The following is a 15,908-nucleotide window of genomic DNA, read 5'->3' on the forward strand; positions in this document are numbered from 1 at the left end:
CGAACGAGAGGCATGGATGCCGAACTGGCATTTAAATACGGATGTTATTTGAATAAGTCCCTTTAGACTCTGCCGAAACATCTGATGTTAATGGACTCACGAATGCCGCGGTGACATGGATGTCAAAGAGTGGTCCTGTTTCGGAAGCTCACCGACGTATCTACACCGGGTTATCTATCTCTTCGATTAGACCTTTTTTATTTCCAACAGTTTGGCATAGATTGCTTTTGGGGCTTGGGTCATCTGAGGGGGGGATTTTACGAAACTTGGGGGTGGGCAAACTATACTGAGGGTTACCTCCATTCCTGATGAAAAGGATTGATCTATGAAGAAGGTAGCTATCATTCAAGAGGCGCCTTGTGTGCTGGACAAGCAGGGCACTATTGCCAAGGCGGTGGCCCTGATAGACTCGGCATCGGCTCAGGGATCTGAGTTGATTGTTTTTCCCGAAGCCTTCATTCCCGGCTACCCGGCATGGATCTGGCGCCTCAGGCCGGGCGGCGACTGGGGGATCTGTGAAGAGTTACATGCCAGGTTACTGCAAAATGCCGTCGACCTATCGTCGGATGATCTTGAGTCGCTGCAAGCGGCGGCTAAACGAAACGCCGTCACCCTCGTCTGCGGCATTAACGAGAGAGACAATGCCAACAGCCGTGCCACCCTCTACAACTCCCTCGTCACCATAGATCCCCAAGGTCAGATTGTTAATCATCACCGTAAACTCATGCCGACCAATCCCGAGCGTATGGTCTGGGGGATGGGGGACGGCCATGGATTGAATGTGGTCGATACCCCTGTGGGCAGAATCGGCAGCCTAATCTGTTGGGAGAACTATATGCCCCTTGCCAGGTACGCGCTCTACTCCCAAGGCGTAGAGATCTATATCGCGCCGACCTACGATAGCGGCGCGGCTTGGATAGGCACAATGCAGCACATCGCCAGAGAGGGTAAGTGCTGGGTGATATCCTGTGGCGTCGCCCTAGAACGGCAGGACCTCCCGGATGATTTTCCCGACGTCGACCGGCTCTATCCGGCCGATGAAGCCTGGATCAATCCTGGGGACTCTGCGCTGATTTCGCCAAGCGGTGAGATAGTCTCCGGGCCGCTGTCGAAAGAGAAAGGCTGCTTGATAGTGGAGATCGATGCGCAGCAGGCGGTGGCCGCCAAACGCGCTCTGGATGTGGCCGGGCACTATTCACGGCCTGATGTGTTTGAGCTGAGTGTAGATAGGACCCGGCGCGCCCCGACGGTTTTTAAGGAAAAGAACTAGCCGTTTCTTGTGGGTTTAGTTTTGTGAGGTCTAGCTTTTAAAGGGATTAGCTTTTATGGCGATTAGGTTTTAGCGTCGCACTAACGCTTAATTGTAATCCTAGTGGGCTTGAATGCGTTTATCTGGTGGATTGCACGACTTTCCTCATTGCTGCTAGGTTGAGGGCTTATCTTACTCATCACCTTTGGTGGACGTCGTTTGCCAGTTGAAGCTTGTATCGCAATGCTTGTTGGAAAGATGCTTGAACCCCACCGCTTCATTGCAACCTAACGCCTGCCCGGCGGGTGCTGTATATGGAAGTAAGAATGTCGTGATCACAGGGTCAGTGATGCTCCCGATATCAGGCCGACATTTCCCATATCCCTATGGGTCTGATGTGAAAGAACGACGTATGTACAGATACGCCCGTGACACGCTGCGCGTCTTTTGATCTGCAGGGATGTTGGAGAGGTAATTGAAAGTTGTACCTTCATGGTTATCTATCACCTGCGGTGGGCTTATGTGCAAACACGTTTTTGGCACGCTGTGAATATATCCCTATACGCTTCATGGCGGCGTCCATGCCGCCGAGAGCCAAAAACGTGTTTACACTGGATATCCAACGTCTCTTCGATTTAGCGGTATTTTGGTACGAGTAGCAAACCTAAAGGCTGGGTTATTTGTGCCCAAAATGAGTTAACAAGTTGTCGGTGGGCCAGTAACAAATCGAATTTCTGGCTTAGAAGTTTTCATCGCTAAACCCGCGTGATGCAATCCACTCCTCCCTATCAAAAAACTGGATCAGTATACAGTCATATTAAAATCATTCGGATTTTGAACGATTTTCGTTCTATGCTCGTGCGCATTTTCTCATTTAAGGTAAAATTTATATCTTTAAAATCAATTGCTTAGGCTATTTATTGAATAGATAATAGGTTTGGAAAACGCGCATGCGCGTTTTCCCAGATGGATTACTTATATGAAAAGCGGCAATATGCTGATAAGTTCATTACATACAGATAGTTAACTGTGCTCGTTTTCACTGGCCCAACGAGGTAAACGCGCATGCGCACTAATAAAATGTTATGTAGCTAGATATGAATCGAACAGAAGCATTAGAACAAATAGTAACTTTCGGGACCGATAGAGAAAATGCATATTCTGCATTAGCAAAGTATGGCTTCGACTCAGAAGTCGAATATTTTGTTGTATCTAAATCCGTTTTAGAGAGCGTACTTACTATGTATCTCACGGACCAAATTACTGCTGATGAACTAGAGCAATGGGCAAATTTTGTGGAGTGCAGAGCTGACTTAAACTACGAAGCAATTGAGGATTATATTTATGCCATTGCTAACCCGTACTTAGTTGGTGAAATTAATAAAGACAAAATGCGTAAAATGGTTCAAGTATTAAACGCTACATAACAAGCGCATCAAGTGATGGGACTGCTAACGCTTGGCTTAGTTCCGCTTCGCTTCACAAGTATAGCCAAGCATTATCAGCCCCTTATTGCGGGCGTTATGCCTCAATCATGAGTTGACACATTTGGCGGAACAATTGAAAATGCAAGTGGACCTGTCGTCTAATTTGGAAAGGCACCACTCTTTGAGTGGGATCCCGGTTCGATTCCGGGTAGGTAAAGAGCATTTTCAGCAAGTGTTTTTTACCTACCTTGGATTGGATGAATGCTAGAACAAGATAGACTTGATGTCTTTGCTGCCCAAACAGAGAACGTTAGAGCTTTGGAGCAGGCATGGAAGCACATTAACAAAACCATCAATGCTGCTTACTCTAGCGGCGATAATTCTACAGCTGAAATTCACACCAAATTGCTAGCTCAAGTCTACTGTGCATTCGCTGAAGCTGTATTCTCGAAAGTAATCCACACACCTGATGGACTGACCCTCGATGAGATTTCACAAGTAAAATATCGAGGAAAGAAAAATATCGTGGATGCTTGGAAAAAGTGTGTCGAGCTATCTCTTCAAAAAGTTCAAGGTAAAAGTAGTGGTCATGTCGCTAACACGCGTCAAAAAATCGAGTCATTGATAGACCATTATATTTATGATCCTAGCCTTCTGAGAAACAAGATCGCCCACGGTCAGTGGAAGGTCGCACTTAATTCAAATAACACTAAGGTCAACTCAGCTTTAACCACAAAGGTTCAGGCAATTTCTGTTGTTGACCTTTACCGACATAAAGAAGCTTTTCAAAGCCTATTTCGCATCGTTGAAGACATTATCGAATCTCCTAATAAAGCACACCATAGGGATTATTGGTCTCATATAACTGAGTTTGAAGAATCTCAGCGCAAGATGGCTAGTTGGACTATCGAAAAAAAGATTGCCTCATTAAAAGCAAAGAAGGAACATTTTAAACACGCCAAAGGCATAACAAGTCAAAGTAGCCAGACGCAGCAGAGCTGCGCCGCTGTTTGAAGCGTTATACATTTACAAGGAGGTAGCACATGAAGTGTCCACATTGTTTCGAATCAGTAAGCGTATTTTCAAAAGAAATGAACAAATTTGGCAAATCTAAAGTTTGCCCAAAATGCACTAAACCCATCCAGTTATATGTAAGCCTAAAATGGGTGGCAATATTATTCATTCCGGCTGTAGTCAGTGCTCTTTTGATCAAACCGCTTTTCATAAATGTAGGCCTAAGCGGTTCTTTAGCTACTGGTTTAATGTGCGGTTTAATGGTTCTATTGTGTATGCGACTTAAGGTGCCAAAGGTTAAAGTAAATGCATAACAAGTTGCTTAGTTTCGTTTCGGCCACAAAACGCGTGGCCTCCACTGGACAGCCTACATTGCGTTTCGGCTGCCCATTAGCAAAGCGTTAGCTGCCATGTTTAACAGCAAGGATGTTTTTATGAAAAAGCTTATTTTAATTTTTTGTTTGATTGCCCACACAGCGAGTGCTCAAACTCTTTTTCCAAGCGAACATGACACACCTGCCGGTAAAGCTGAATTAAACTCATTTTTAGTGCACTGTGGTGATGATTGTTATTTCACTATGTTCTTAAAAGTCCAAAGACTAGATTTTGAATCGTCAAATGAATCAGGGGCTATGTATCGGGTTTGGAACGAGAATAGAGACCAATATATTCTATTTGGTATTGACGCAAATAAAGATAAAAAAGAACCTCAAATTACCATCGTATCTTCTAAGGATGGTAAAAAGCACATTCTAGGAACATCAGAATTGGGGGCATTCGAGGGATTTAGGTTTGAATGGAAAGATGGATTTTACGAGTTAAAAAACCTAAGAAGTGTTCCTTATGAAGGCTATTCAAAAATAGAAGAGAGTGGATTAGGATTCAAAGGGGATTTGGACTTTAAACCACATTCTATCGAATATCTATTTTTAGGGGCTAAGCTTACCCAGTTTGTGGATGCTACTTCGCAAAATATTAATCCTGAATGGAAAAAGGCTGGTAGTGGCAGCTAACAAGTGACTGTGGTGTTTAGTCAAGATAATCTGCCTTTGCGCAGCATGGCTCCTTGTTTTTAAATGCGCTATTGAGGAGTAGAATGGCGCTAGCGTTTTACAACCAATGGAGATGGAAATGGAGTATCCGGTGAAAGGGGCGTGTCAGTGTGGCGGTGTAACTTATGAGCTGCATTCGGCGCCTTTGATGGTGGTGGCATGTCATTGTAAGGAGTGTCAGAAGCTCTCAACCAGCGCCTTTAGCATCACGGCGATGGTGAATAGCGATAGCATAGTGTTTCAGGGAGAGATGGCCGAGTGGAGCCGTGTGGCCGATAGCGGCAACATCAGTGGCGCTAAGTTTTGTCCCACCTGCGGCAACCGCATCTATCATTTCGACCCTAAAGATCCCAGTAAGATTAAACTCAAGCCGTCGAATCTGTCTGATACCAGCCTTATTGCGCCTACCGCTCATGTCTGGGTCAGCGAGAAGCAAAGCTGGTTTACCATCCCCGAAGGCGTTGCCGTTTACGATAAGCAGCCTTAACCCAATTTAACCAATAGGATTTCTCGGCATTTGCTGCTCCCACGCACTGTACCTGCCGTAGACTATTCATAACATTGTGAGTTAATGCTGGCGTTCGTTACGTAAGGCCTTGATCGTCTAATGCGGCATCGACGCAATATTCATTTGCCAACAAAAAAGGCGTCTCGTTAGACGCCTTTCTCATCGATAACCTAGTTACGCTATCTATTTATGCTTTTTCTGGAATGCGTTCCAGCACGGCGAGGAGCAGCTTCCAGTATTGCTCGACGGTCTCGATTAACACCATCTCGTCTGGGCTGTGTGGGAAGCGGATGGTGGGGCCAATAGAGACCATATCCATCTCTGGGTAGGGCTTCTTGAACAGGCCACACTCCAGACCCGCGTGGATAACCATGATAACCGGTTCCTTGTTGTAGATAGACTCGTAGGTGTCTTTCACAATCGCCATCACAGGAGAGCTGCTGTCTGGCTTCCAGCCTGGGTATGCGCCGCTGAACTCCACCTCGGCACCGGCCAGGTTACTCAGGGCGGTCAGGTAGCCTTCAACTTCTTCGCGGCCCGAGTCGATCAACGAGCGGATGAGGCAGAGAATACTTACCGATTCGCCTTCAGTGGTGATCACGCCAACGTTAAGCGAGGTCTCGGTTACGCCTTGGATCTCATCACTCATACGCATCACGCCGTTAGGGCAGGCGTGTAGCAGGTCGATAAGGGTCTGCTGAGTGGCTTCGCTCATCACCTGAGTGGCGGCCGGGATCTCGCTAAGGGTCAGCAGCATGTCAGGGTCGGCGATGGCCAGTTCCTGACGAATCAGCGCCGTGTACTCCTGCATCAGGGCCTCGAGGCGTGGCAGGTTTTCGCTTGGCAGCATGAAGCTGACGCTCGCCTCACGTGGGATGGCGTTACGCAGTGAACCGCCGCTGAAGTTGGTGAGCTCCAGGGCCAACTCGTCGGCATGGTTAAACAGGAAGCGCGCTAACAGCTTGTTGGCATTACCACGGCCCAGGTGAATGTTCACCCCTGAGTGACCGCCCTTAAGCCCCGATAGGGTGAGGGTGTAGGTCGATAGGCTCGGCTCGGCCGCCTGCCATACCATAGGCACAGTGATCTGAGCATCGACGCCACCGGCGCAGCCCATGTAGATCTCGCCTTCCTGCTCTGAGTCTGTGTTGATCAGGATCTCGGCATCTAGGTAACCGGCTTCCAGGCCAAAGGCGCCTGTCATGCCTGCTTCTTCATCTATGGTCAGTAAGACTTCCAGTGGACCGTGAGGGATGTCGTCGCTGCCGAGAATCGCCAGGGCCGACGCCATGCCGATGCCGTTGTCAGAGCCGAGCGTGGTGCCCTTGGCCTTGACCCAGTCGCCGTCTACATAGGCTTCAATGGGATCTTTCTCAAAGTCGTGCACCTTGTCGGCGTTTTTCTGCGGCACCATGTCGATATGGGCCTGCAGGGCGACGACCTTACGGTTTTCCATGCCAGGAGTCGCCGGCTTCTTGATGATCAGGTTACCGACCTTGTCTTCGACAACGCTGAGTTGTTTGTCTTTGGCCCAGTTTTGGATGTATTGGCTTAGCGCCTGCTCATGCTTAGAAGGGTGGGGAATGGCGCAGATCTGTTCAAACCACTGCCAAAGTGCCTGAGGTTGCAATTGACTTAATGTGCTCACGGACAACTCCTCTGTAATAAAGGTCTTTGAGGTCTAATTTGGCGATAGTCTATCATAGACTCTAGGCAGGCGGGGGCATTTGCCGTGAGGAGTGACAACCAGGAGACAAGGCATCCTGATGCTTGAGTGTCATATTTAGTTGCCACCTTGAGGCTCGGCATCAATATTTTCATTTGGCATTGGCGTCAGATAGGAGAATAATGCCAACTCTCACGACGATTAAGCCTTGCCTGACATGGCCTTAGCCCAGCCCTCAACATATGGGTGACCGGCCACAGAATTTGCAACCGGCTATCGTATTCGTGGGTAAGGTTGATCATTACGATAGACAGGCAAAGATCTGTCATAGGTAGGGGCACTACATGATTTATGGGTGCCAATCGATTCGGCTAAGACCGAAAAACTGCTAGATGAAAAGGATGAGGCATGACTGGGGTTCAATTTATAGATGTAACAGATTCAGAAGCCATTTTTGACGATAACGCGTGGGATGCCGTGGTCTTGGTGACCCATGGCATAGAGGCCATTGCCCAGGAGGAGCTGGCCATGCTGGCCAGCCATGGTGCCCAGGTGGATGCCAGGGTAGGGCGCTCGACCACATTATTATTTGCTCCCGGGCTGGCCGGTGGCCGCCTGATTGTGGCGCCAGTCGCCGACAGCGACAGTGATATACAGGATGTTCGCGGATATAGTGATGCCGCCCGTCAGGGGATAAAGGTGGCCTTCGATGCAGGCGCCAGACGTCCACTGCTGATCGTCACGCCATCGACTCAGGCAAGGTATCAGCAATCTATGGGCGTCGCCGCGCTGGGCTGTGCCCAGGCGTTGTGGCAGTCGCTGGAGCGCCGTGAGGCCCTTGGCGAGATGGACAACATCTCACAGATCGGTCTGCTGGTAGACGAGAAGGCGGCCGAGCTGCTTAGTGCCATCGAGGCGGGCAAGCATTTGGCGCGTGACCTTTGCGGCACCGAGCCCGAGCGTATGTCGGCCCCTGCCTTCGCCCAATACTGTGTCGATGGGCTGCAAGGGCTTGGCCTAACTATGTCAGTGGTGGAAGACAGAGACGTGCTCGAGCGCGACTATCCGCTGCTGAGCGCCGTGGGGCGCGCCTCCTTTGCCGTCTCAAGACATCAGCCTAGAGTGGTTAAGCTAGAGTACAAAGCCGAGGGGCCTATCGAGCGCAGCTACTTCTTTGCCGGTAAGGGCGTGGTATATGACACGGGAGGAGCCGACCTTAAGGTGGGCGGTGCCATGGCCGGAATGAGCCGGGACAAGGGCGGTGCGGCCGCAGTTGCCGGTCTGATGAAGACGCTGGCGATGCTAAAACCCAAGGGGGTGCGTGTGGTCGCCGAGCTCGGGCTGGTGCGCAACAGCATAGGCAGCGAGGCCTTCGTGACCGATGAGATCATCACCAGCCACGCCGGTGTGCGGGTGCGTATAGGCAACACTGACGCCGAGGGGCGCCTGGTGCTGGCCGATCTCCTGTCGCACCTCAGGCTCAAGGCCCAGGAGGCGGTGGCGCCTCAGTTGTTCTCGGTGGCTACCCTCACCGGCCATGTGGTGCGCGCCTACGGTGGTTATACCGCCGTGGTCGAAAATGCCGTGGCGCGGCAGCAGCAGGTAGGCGACAGCCTGCAAGGGATCAGTGAGGCCTGGGGCGAGCCGATAGAGGTGTCACGCCTGCGCCGCGACGACTATCAGAAGATTGTCGATCCCTCTGGCGCGGCGGATCTGTTGTCATCTAATAACGCGCCTTCGTCGGTGACGGCAAGGGGACACCAGTATCCGGCGGCCTTCCTGTTGAAGGCTTCTGGCCTAGAGGCCCACGGCCTGTCGAGTGACAAGCCGATGGCCTATACCCATGTGGATATTGCCGGTAGCGCCACCGAGGGCGATCCGCTTTATGGCACGCCGACGGCGGCGCCACTTGTCAGTTTGTGTCAGATGATCCGCGGCTGATCAGCCACTCGCAGGGTTAAAATTTGACGAGGGCAACCATGGGGTTGCCCTTTTTTTGTTGCAGGATCACAATAGGGTTTAAAAGCGTGATCTTGACCGGGTCGGGAATCGGTGTTTGATGTAGTAAAATTACATTTTGAAGGGTTTTTTAAAAAATATAGAAAAAAAGCTTGTAATAAAACTACATTTATCTATAATGGCTCTCGTTGGTTAGACACAGTGTCTTCCACCTCAAAGTCTATCCAGGATGGATAACTCTCCAAGGAACCGAGCGACAAGTTGACTGCGGCACCAGCCTGAAGATGAAGGCCTGCCAAGTTTCACTAGAGATTAATTTTTCAACTTTGTTAGGAGTTATTGACTATGTCTTATACAGGAATTCAGCACGTTTATTGGCAGAATACTTGGTTTTGTACCGATTCACTACGCGGTGGTCTGTACGCTATGACTTTCAAGGGCTAACTACCCCTAAAGTCGTTTGAACCTGGTTCACTCGATTAAAGTAGTTGCATCATCCATCAACCTTACCCCATTTGGGGATTTTTAGACTCAAGTTGTCTATTGCTCTTTGAGTGGTAGGCCAGTGTAACCCGCTAGCGCGGTAACTCTTTCCTTTCGGAACACTTGAAACATGTCTCGCCTGCTCCTTGAGCAGGCTTTTTTTTACCTGAAATTTGCCATTGGCGCCTCGTCATTCGGGCGATAAATCTGGCGTAGATCACCTTTATGCCATCCTCTCGAGTCATGGCTCTAAACTGGCTCGCGTTTGCGCGATTATTGCGTATATAATCGTCGCTTGTTATCAAGTCGTTAACTTGGTTTCAACCCTTACCCTACCTAAATAAACCATAATTAAATCAAGGAACCTCGTTCCATGTTAGAAAAAGTATTTAAGTTAACCGAGCACCAGACAACGCTAAAACAAGAAGTGGTGGCCGGGATGACCACCTTTTTAACCATGGCCTATATCATCTTCGTCAACCCCATGATGTTGGCCGATGCCGGCATGGACCATGGCGCCGTTTTTGTCGCGACCTGCCTGGCCGCCGCCGTGGGCTGCCTGGTGATGGGCATAGTGGCGAATTACCCTATCGCCCTGGCGCCGGGCATGGGGCTTAATGCCTTCTTCACCTATACGGTGGTTGGCGAGATGGGCTATAGCTGGGAGACGGCCCTGGGCGCGGTATTCCTTTCCGGGATCTGCTTTTTGATATTGTCGCTGGTGAAGATCCGTGAATGGATTGTCAACAGCATTCCTATGTCGCTGCGCCTGGGGATCGCCGCCGGTATCGGCTTGTTTCTGGCGCTGATCGGCCTCAAGAGCGCCGGCATAGTGGTGGCCAGCCCCGCGACCCTGGTGACCATGGGCGATGTGACCGCCTTGCCGGCCGTGATGTCTGTGTTGGGCTTCTTTATCATTATCGCCCTGGTACACAGAGGCTATCAGTCGGCGGTGATCATCAGCATTTTGGGGATCACCGCGTTGGGGCTTTTGTTGGGGGATGTGCAGTATAACGGCATGATCTCGACGCCACCTTCGATTGCGCCCACCTTCATGAAGATGGATCTCGCCAACGTGCTCGAGATCAGCATGCTTTCGGTGGTGTTTGCCTTTCTGTTTGTGGATCTGTTCGATACCTCGGGTACCCTGGTGGCCGTGGCGCAGCGAGGCGGTTTCCTCGATGACAGAGGCAGGTTGCCGCGTCTCGGCCGCGCCCTGACTGCCGACAGCACAGCAACCATAGCCGGTGCCATGTTGGGCACCTCAACCACCACGAGTTATATCGAGAGCACCGCCGGGGTAAGCGCCGGTGGCCGCACCGGACTGACCGCCGTGGTGGTGGGAGTCATGTTCCTGCTGTCGCTGTTTATCTCGCCACTGGCGGGCATGGTGCCGGCCTACGCTACCGCGGGAACCCTCTTCTATGTCGCCATCTTGATGATGTCTGGCCTGGTGCATGTGGACTGGGAAGATCTGACCGAGGCCGCGCCCGTGGTGGTGGTCTGTATCCTGATGCCATTGACCTTTTCTATTGCCACGGGGATCGCCATGGGCTTTATCGCCTATGCGGCCATAAAACTGTTCAGCGGCCGCTATAAAGATCTCTCTGTCGGCGTGGTGGTACTGGCGGCACTCTTTCTGGCCAAGTTCATCTATGGCTAAGTGCTTTAAGGTTTCATGGGAGCTGGGCTTGACGTAAGTTGAGTTTCGCTCGGCTGTGATTAAAGGTCATACAATGTATGGCCTTTTTTGTGGGCTTTTTTTAAAGGAAATTTGAAGGAAGGTAGACTGGCTCTAATCTTTTATCTTCCCCGCTACCATTTGCCCTGGGGATTGGGTATAACTTGGGGTTCGGTTTTTTTCTGTCAATATGTCAATGAACTTAAGTGAGATAGGCTACCGCCGCGTGGTGGTAAAGTTGGGCACCAGTGTGCTCACCTCAGGCTCGCGCCAGCTGGATAAGGCGCATATGGTTGAGCTGGCCAGACAAATGGCTAAGCTGATGAAGTCGGGTGTCGAAGTGGTGCTGTGCACCTCGGGCGCCATTGCCGCGGGGCGCGAACACTTAGGTTATCCCACACTGCCGGACACGGTCGCCAACAAGCAGCTGCTTGCTGCAGTGGGCCAGAGCCAGCTGATCCTCGCCTGGTCACAGCTGTTTAGCATCTATGGGCTGCATGTAGGCCAGCTGCTGCTGACCCGCGCCGACTTGCACGACAGGGAGCGTTATCTCAATGCCAGAGACTCGCTCAATGCCCTGCTGGCCAATGGCATCATTCCTATTATCAACGAGAACGATGCGGTGGCGACCAATGAGATCAAGGTTGGCGACAACGACAACCTGTCGGCAAGGGCGGCGCTGCTGTGTGATGCCGACCTCCTGATCCTGCTGACGGATCAGAAGGGGCTGTTCGATGCCGATCCTAGGGCCAACCCAGACGCCAAGCTGATCAAGCAGGTGGTGAATATCGATGATAGCCTGCGTAGCCTGGCGGGCGGCGCAGTTTCCGGCCTGGGCACGGGCGGTATGGCGACTAAGCTGCAGGCGGCGGACATTGCCAGGCGCGCCGGGGTCGAGGTGGTGATCGCCTCGGGTCATCATCCTAAGGTGATCTTAGATGCCGTGGTTAAGCTGCCGGTGGGGACCCATTTTACCGCGCTGGAGAATCCGCTGGAGAGTCGTAAACAGTGGATCTTGGCGGGCCCGGCGACGAAAGGGCGCCTGGTGTTGGATAGCGGCGCCATCAATGCCGTGACCCTTAAGGGGCGCAGCCTGTTATCTAAGGGAATCTTGTCGGTGAGCGGCGTCTTTGATCGCGGTGCCACCCTGCAGCTGGTGGACGAGCTGGGGCGTGAACATGCCAGAGGCATGAGCCGTTACAGCGCCAAAGATCTACAAAAGATCGCCGGTAAACATTCCGATGAAATTGAGTCGCTGCTGGGCTACGACTACGGCGATGCCATAGTGCATCGTAACGACATGGTGGTCTTGTAAGGCTAGGGGATTTGCAGATTAAAGATGAGTGGAACAGAAACGATGGACGATAAACAGCAGTATTTAAACACTCTCGGAGAGCAGGCCAAGGCCGCCAGTTACGCCATGGCGAGCCTCTCGGGACAACAGAAGCGCGACCTGCTTAGGGCGATTGCCCAGAAGCTTAGCGATAAGAGTGCGCAGATTGTCGCGGCTAACCAGCAGGATGTGGCCAAGGCGCGAGAAAATGGCCTGAATGACGCCATGATCGACAGGTTATTGCTGGACGATGTGCGTCTCTCTGGGGTTATCGCCGATATCGAAAATGTGGTGGCGCTGGCCGACCCTATCGGTAGCGAGCTTGAGAGCCAGCTGCTGGACAATGGCCTGCGTCTGTCCCGCCGCCGGGTGCCACTGGGTGTGCTGGGGGTTATTTATGAGGCGCGCCCCAACGTGACCGTGGATATCGCCGTGCTGGCGCTGAAGACGGGCAATGCCGTGATATTACGCGGTGGCAAGGAGACCCTGGCGTCTAACCTGGCATTAAGTGAGGCCATCCGGGAGGCCATTGGCGAACAGGGACTACCTTGTGATGCGGTGCAGCTGATCCAAGACCCTGACCGCGCCCTGGTCTCGGGTCTGTTGAAGCTCGATAAGTATGTGGACATGATAGTGCCTCGCGGCGGTCAAAATCTGCAGCGTCTGTGCGCCGAACAGGCGACCATTCCGGTGATCTTAGGCGGCATAGGGATCTGCCATCTGTATGTCGACAGTGAGGTGGAGCAGCTAAAAGCCATTGAGGTGATCGCCAATGCCAAGGTGCAGCGTCCTACCGTGTGTAACGCCCTGGATACTGTGCTTATCCATAGAGACCTTGCCAAGGCCTTCTTGCCGCAACTCTACGCCCGCCTAAGTGCCCTGGGCGTCAGTTTCTATGCCTGTGAGCAGGCCAAGGCGATAGGTGAGGATGCCGGTGTAGCCACACACGAGGCGAGCGATGAGACCTTTGGTAACGAGTGGCTGTCTCTTAATCTTGGGGTTAAGGTGGTCGAGAATATCGATGAGGCGATCGCCCATATCCGTCGTTTCTCCAGTGGTCACTCCGAGGGGATCTTGAGCGATAACATACATGCCACGGCACACTTTATTAATGAGGTGGATGCGGCGGCCGTTTATGTCAACGCCAGTACCCGTTTTACCGACGGTGGCCAGTTTGGTTTGGGCGCCGAGGTAGCGGTATCGACCCAGAAGCTGCACGCGAGGGGACCTATGGGGCTTGAGGCGCTCACCACCTATAAGTGGATCGGTGTCGGCGACTATACCGCCCGCGGCTAAGTTAAGAGCCATACATTTCGTAAAAAGGAGCCATCAGGCTCCTTTCTTATTTTTAAACCTTCTTCCAGTTAAACTGCCTTTGCGCTAATGAATCGGCACCTTCATTCGACGTCCTTATGTGGAACATATCAGGCTCTCTTACCAGGCATTTTTATCTAGCTCTCTTGTCTTGCTTAGCCAGTGAGCAAATTAACTAATCCCCTTGGTGAATTTCACAACTTGTTTGGGAAAGCCATCAAGGTTGAAAAGTGAATCTTAGTTAAAATCCTTTAACTACAATATCTTATGGTTTTGGCATCTTGTTTGCTTTGTCTTAATCAATCTCACAGGGAATCGGTTACGGAGCATAAGATGAAAAACAACATGGTTAACAAGACATTGGTCGGTTTAAGTCTGGTCGTAGGTTTGATGAGTGCGGGAGCCCAGGCGGCCTCGAGCATCACGCTAAATGATGAATTTGATTATCACGGCCAGAAGGTGACTCTGGACATGGACGTGGGTCAGGCGGAGTTGATTGCTGGCGATCAAGACAAGGTGCGGGTCGAGGTGTTGGTGAAGGCCAACGACTCTAAGTGGTTTGGTTTCTGGCAGAACAGTGATGTGAGTTCGGCCAAGTTCGATATCCTCGACGATGGTAACAAGCTGGTATTAAGACTGGCGGATCAGGATGATGTGAACCAGAAGTGGCGTGTCTATCTGCCCAGTAATGCGGCGTTAAAGGTCGATGCCGGTGTCGGTGAGGTATCTGTCGAAGGGCTCAGTGCCAGCATAGAGGTAGAGCTGGGTGTGGGACGCGCCGAAATTAATCATCAGGCGACCTTTGGAGAGGTGTCACTCAAGTCTGGTGTGGGCGAGGTGAGCATTCGTGAGGGCGGTCAGCGCCTGGAGGTGAATCAAAACCTAGTGAGCCAGAGCTATCATCAGCAAGGCGCGGCAAGCGATGATCACCTGTATGTCTCCGTGGGCGTCGGTGAAATCGACGTGCGCAACTAATCATTGCACTAGAATTCAGATAAAAAAACCGACCTCAGGTCGGTTTTTTTATGTCTGCTTTTTTATGTCTGCTTTTTTATGTCTGCTTTTTTATGTCTGCTTTTTTATGTCTGCTTTTTTATGTCGGTTTATCTATCTCTGGCGGCTTAGGTTAGCCTTTGGCATCAGTTTTCCGGCGTCACCGCGGGATAGGCCTTGGCGCGCAGGCGCTTAAGGTGAGGCAATAGCTGTTGCAGCGCCAGCGCGGTGAGGATCAGTCCCAGGCCGATGAAGGTCGATGGGGTGATGGTCTCTTGCAAGATCCAGGCGATGAAGCCTACCGATAGCACAGGTGTGATGAACACCAGAGTGCTCATGCTGGCGGTGCGATCCGCCTTCTTGAGGGCGACCAGCCAGAGCACGAAGGTGACCCCCATCTCAAACAGGCCGACATAGATGCCGGCGCCCAGGGCCTTGAGATCCCAGCTCGGCAGCGATTGGGTCAGCAGCAGGGTGACCACGATAAAAGGCAGTCCCACCATGAAGCTCAGCAGTAGGCTCACCACTGGGTCACCCTCATCCTTAGTGTTCACTATCCAGTAGAGCGACCACAGCAGGGTGCTGGTCAGTGCCAATAGCACGCCGGTGGCACTCTCGAAGCGCACGCTGGCTACCTCACCATTGGTGGCGATGACAAAGACCCCCAGATAGGCGATAAGTGCCGCGGTGAGATCGCTCTTGCGCAGCTTTTGCTTGAGTAGCGGCACCGCTAACAATGGCAGCAATATGGCCCAGGTGTAGTTGAGCGATAGCGCCTGCTGGGCGGGCAGCAGGGCATAGGCCTTAAACAACACCAGATAATAGAGAAACGGGTTCAGCAGCCCGGTCTGTAGGTAAAACCAGGGGCGATTGACGAATTGGCGCTTAATGAGATGCAGCTTACCCGTGGCGGCCAGGATAACCCCTAAGGCGACGATAGAGGTCGAGACGGCGACAAACACCAGCTGCAGCGGCGTGAAATGGCTCAGCGCCAGCTTGAAGGCGGTGGCAACGGTCGACCAGAGTAAGATGGCCGCTAAGGCATAGAGATAAGCTTGGTTGGATGATTTCACTGAACCTTCTCACTAAACGAGACAACTAAAAAATCCCACTAGCCAGGGGCTCAGAGGGATATCTTCTTCGATTGCATGCATTATACGCTTCTTGTTTGCGGTTCGGCAGCTTTTAAGATCAAAAAAATACTCAATTAAGTTAATTTTTATCTTTGT

The 15,908-nt window shown here is 51.6% G+C and carries 12 protein-coding genes; 10 read left to right on the plus strand and 2 right to left on the minus strand.

Translation table 11 applies throughout. The features are described 5' to 3' along the window. The first annotated feature begins 325 nt into the window (after positions 1-325). From DB48_RS04275 to DB48_RS04300, 5 genes are all read left to right on the plus strand, one after another. Positions 326-1,270 (plus strand): carbon-nitrogen hydrolase family protein, encoded by a 945-nt coding sequence (locus tag DB48_RS04275; RefSeq protein ID WP_041509079.1) that lies wholly within the window; start codon positions 326-328, stop codon positions 1,268-1,270. Positions 1,271-2,346: 1,076 nt separating this feature from the next. Next, complete coding sequence (locus DB48_RS04280) at positions 2,347-2,676, plus strand: hypothetical protein (RefSeq protein ID WP_041509080.1); 330 nt, start codon at positions 2,347-2,349, stop codon at positions 2,674-2,676. Positions 2,677-2,937: 261 nt separating this feature from the next. Then, complete coding sequence (locus tag DB48_RS04290) at positions 2,938-3,690, plus strand: hypothetical protein (protein ID WP_041509081.1); 753 nt, start codon at positions 2,938-2,940, stop codon at positions 3,688-3,690. Between the two features lie 434 nt (positions 3,691-4,124). Then, on the plus strand, positions 4,125-4,703 hold the full coding sequence (locus DB48_RS04295) for a hypothetical protein (protein WP_152619092.1): 579 nt from the start codon (positions 4,125-4,127) through the stop codon (positions 4,701-4,703). Between the two features lie 118 nt (positions 4,704-4,821). After that, a complete protein-coding gene (locus DB48_RS04300) occupies positions 4,822-5,229 on the plus strand; it encodes a GFA family protein (RefSeq protein WP_041509083.1) in 408 nt (135 codons plus the stop codon). A 208-nt stretch (positions 5,230-5,437) separates the two neighbouring features. On the opposite strand, the gene DB48_RS04305 is transcribed toward DB48_RS04300, so the two are convergent. After that, positions 5,438-6,898 (minus strand): aminoacyl-histidine dipeptidase, encoded by a 1,461-nt coding sequence (locus DB48_RS04305; RefSeq protein WP_041509084.1) that lies wholly within the window; start codon positions 6,896-6,898, stop codon positions 5,438-5,440. 426 nt (positions 6,899-7,324) lie between these two features. Between DB48_RS04305 and DB48_RS04310 the strand changes: the two genes are divergently transcribed. From DB48_RS04310 to DB48_RS04330, 5 genes are all read left to right on the plus strand, one after another. Further along, positions 7,325-8,857, plus strand: coding sequence for a M17 family metallopeptidase (locus tag DB48_RS04310; RefSeq protein ID WP_041509085.1), 1,533 nt, complete (start codon positions 7,325-7,327; stop codon positions 8,855-8,857). A gap of 874 nt (positions 8,858-9,731) precedes the next feature. Next, positions 9,732-11,021, plus strand: a complete 1,290-nt coding sequence (locus DB48_RS04315; RefSeq protein ID WP_041509086.1) for an NCS2 family permease — start codon at positions 9,732-9,734, stop codon at positions 11,019-11,021. 214 nt (positions 11,022-11,235) lie between these two features. Continuing rightward, positions 11,236-12,354 (plus strand): glutamate 5-kinase, encoded by a 1,119-nt coding sequence (gene proB, locus DB48_RS04320; RefSeq protein ID WP_041509087.1) that lies wholly within the window; start codon positions 11,236-11,238, stop codon positions 12,352-12,354. 42 nt (positions 12,355-12,396) lie between these two features. After that, positions 12,397-13,668 carry a glutamate-5-semialdehyde dehydrogenase gene (locus DB48_RS04325; protein ID WP_041509088.1) on the plus strand — a complete coding sequence of 424 codons (1,272 nt, stop codon included), beginning with the start codon at positions 12,397-12,399 and terminating at the stop codon, positions 13,666-13,668. 351 nt (positions 13,669-14,019) lie between these two features. After that, positions 14,020-14,661, plus strand: a complete 642-nt coding sequence (locus DB48_RS04330; protein WP_041509089.1) for a hypothetical protein — start codon at positions 14,020-14,022, stop codon at positions 14,659-14,661. Between the two features lie 164 nt (positions 14,662-14,825). Here the strand turns inward: DB48_RS04330 and DB48_RS04335 are convergent, their stop codons facing one another. Next, the gene (locus tag DB48_RS04335) at positions 14,826-15,752 is read right to left on the minus strand and encodes a DMT family transporter (RefSeq protein WP_041509090.1); all 927 of its coding nucleotides are present in this window, start codon (positions 15,750-15,752) and stop codon (positions 14,826-14,828) included. Between the last annotated feature and the right edge of the window lie 156 nt (positions 15,753-15,908).

The sequence above is a fragment of the Shewanella sp. cp20 genome, assembly GCF_000832025.1.
In the GTDB taxonomy this organism is placed as follows: Bacteria; Pseudomonadota; Gammaproteobacteria; order Enterobacterales; family Shewanellaceae; genus Shewanella.

What these genes read in the sequence shown, in the direction of transcription:
- DB48_RS04310 (WP_041509085.1), top strand. Translation starts at nt 7,325, where the DNA reads ATGACTGGGGTTCAATTTATAGATGTAACAGATTCAGAAGCCATTTTT.
- DB48_RS04295 (WP_152619092.1), top strand. Translation starts at nt 4,125, where the DNA reads ATGAAAAAGCTTATTTTAATTTTTTGTTTGATTGCCCACACAGCGAGT.
- DB48_RS04280 (WP_041509080.1), top strand. Translation starts at nt 2,347, where the DNA reads ATGAATCGAACAGAAGCATTAGAACAAATAGTAACTTTCGGGACCGAT.
- DB48_RS04300 (WP_041509083.1), top strand. Translation starts at nt 4,822, where the DNA reads ATGGAGTATCCGGTGAAAGGGGCGTGTCAGTGTGGCGGTGTAACTTAT.
- proB (WP_041509087.1), top strand. Translation starts at nt 11,236, where the DNA reads ATGAACTTAAGTGAGATAGGCTACCGCCGCGTGGTGGTAAAGTTGGGC.
- DB48_RS04325 (WP_041509088.1), top strand. Translation starts at nt 12,397, where the DNA reads ATGGACGATAAACAGCAGTATTTAAACACTCTCGGAGAGCAGGCCAAG.
- DB48_RS04275 (WP_041509079.1), top strand. Translation starts at nt 326, where the DNA reads ATGAAGAAGGTAGCTATCATTCAAGAGGCGCCTTGTGTGCTGGACAAG.
- DB48_RS04315 (WP_041509086.1), top strand. Translation starts at nt 9,732, where the DNA reads ATGTTAGAAAAAGTATTTAAGTTAACCGAGCACCAGACAACGCTAAAA.
- DB48_RS04330 (WP_041509089.1), top strand. Translation starts at nt 14,020, where the DNA reads ATGAAAAACAACATGGTTAACAAGACATTGGTCGGTTTAAGTCTGGTC.
- DB48_RS04290 (WP_041509081.1), top strand. Translation starts at nt 2,938, where the DNA reads ATGCTAGAACAAGATAGACTTGATGTCTTTGCTGCCCAAACAGAGAAC.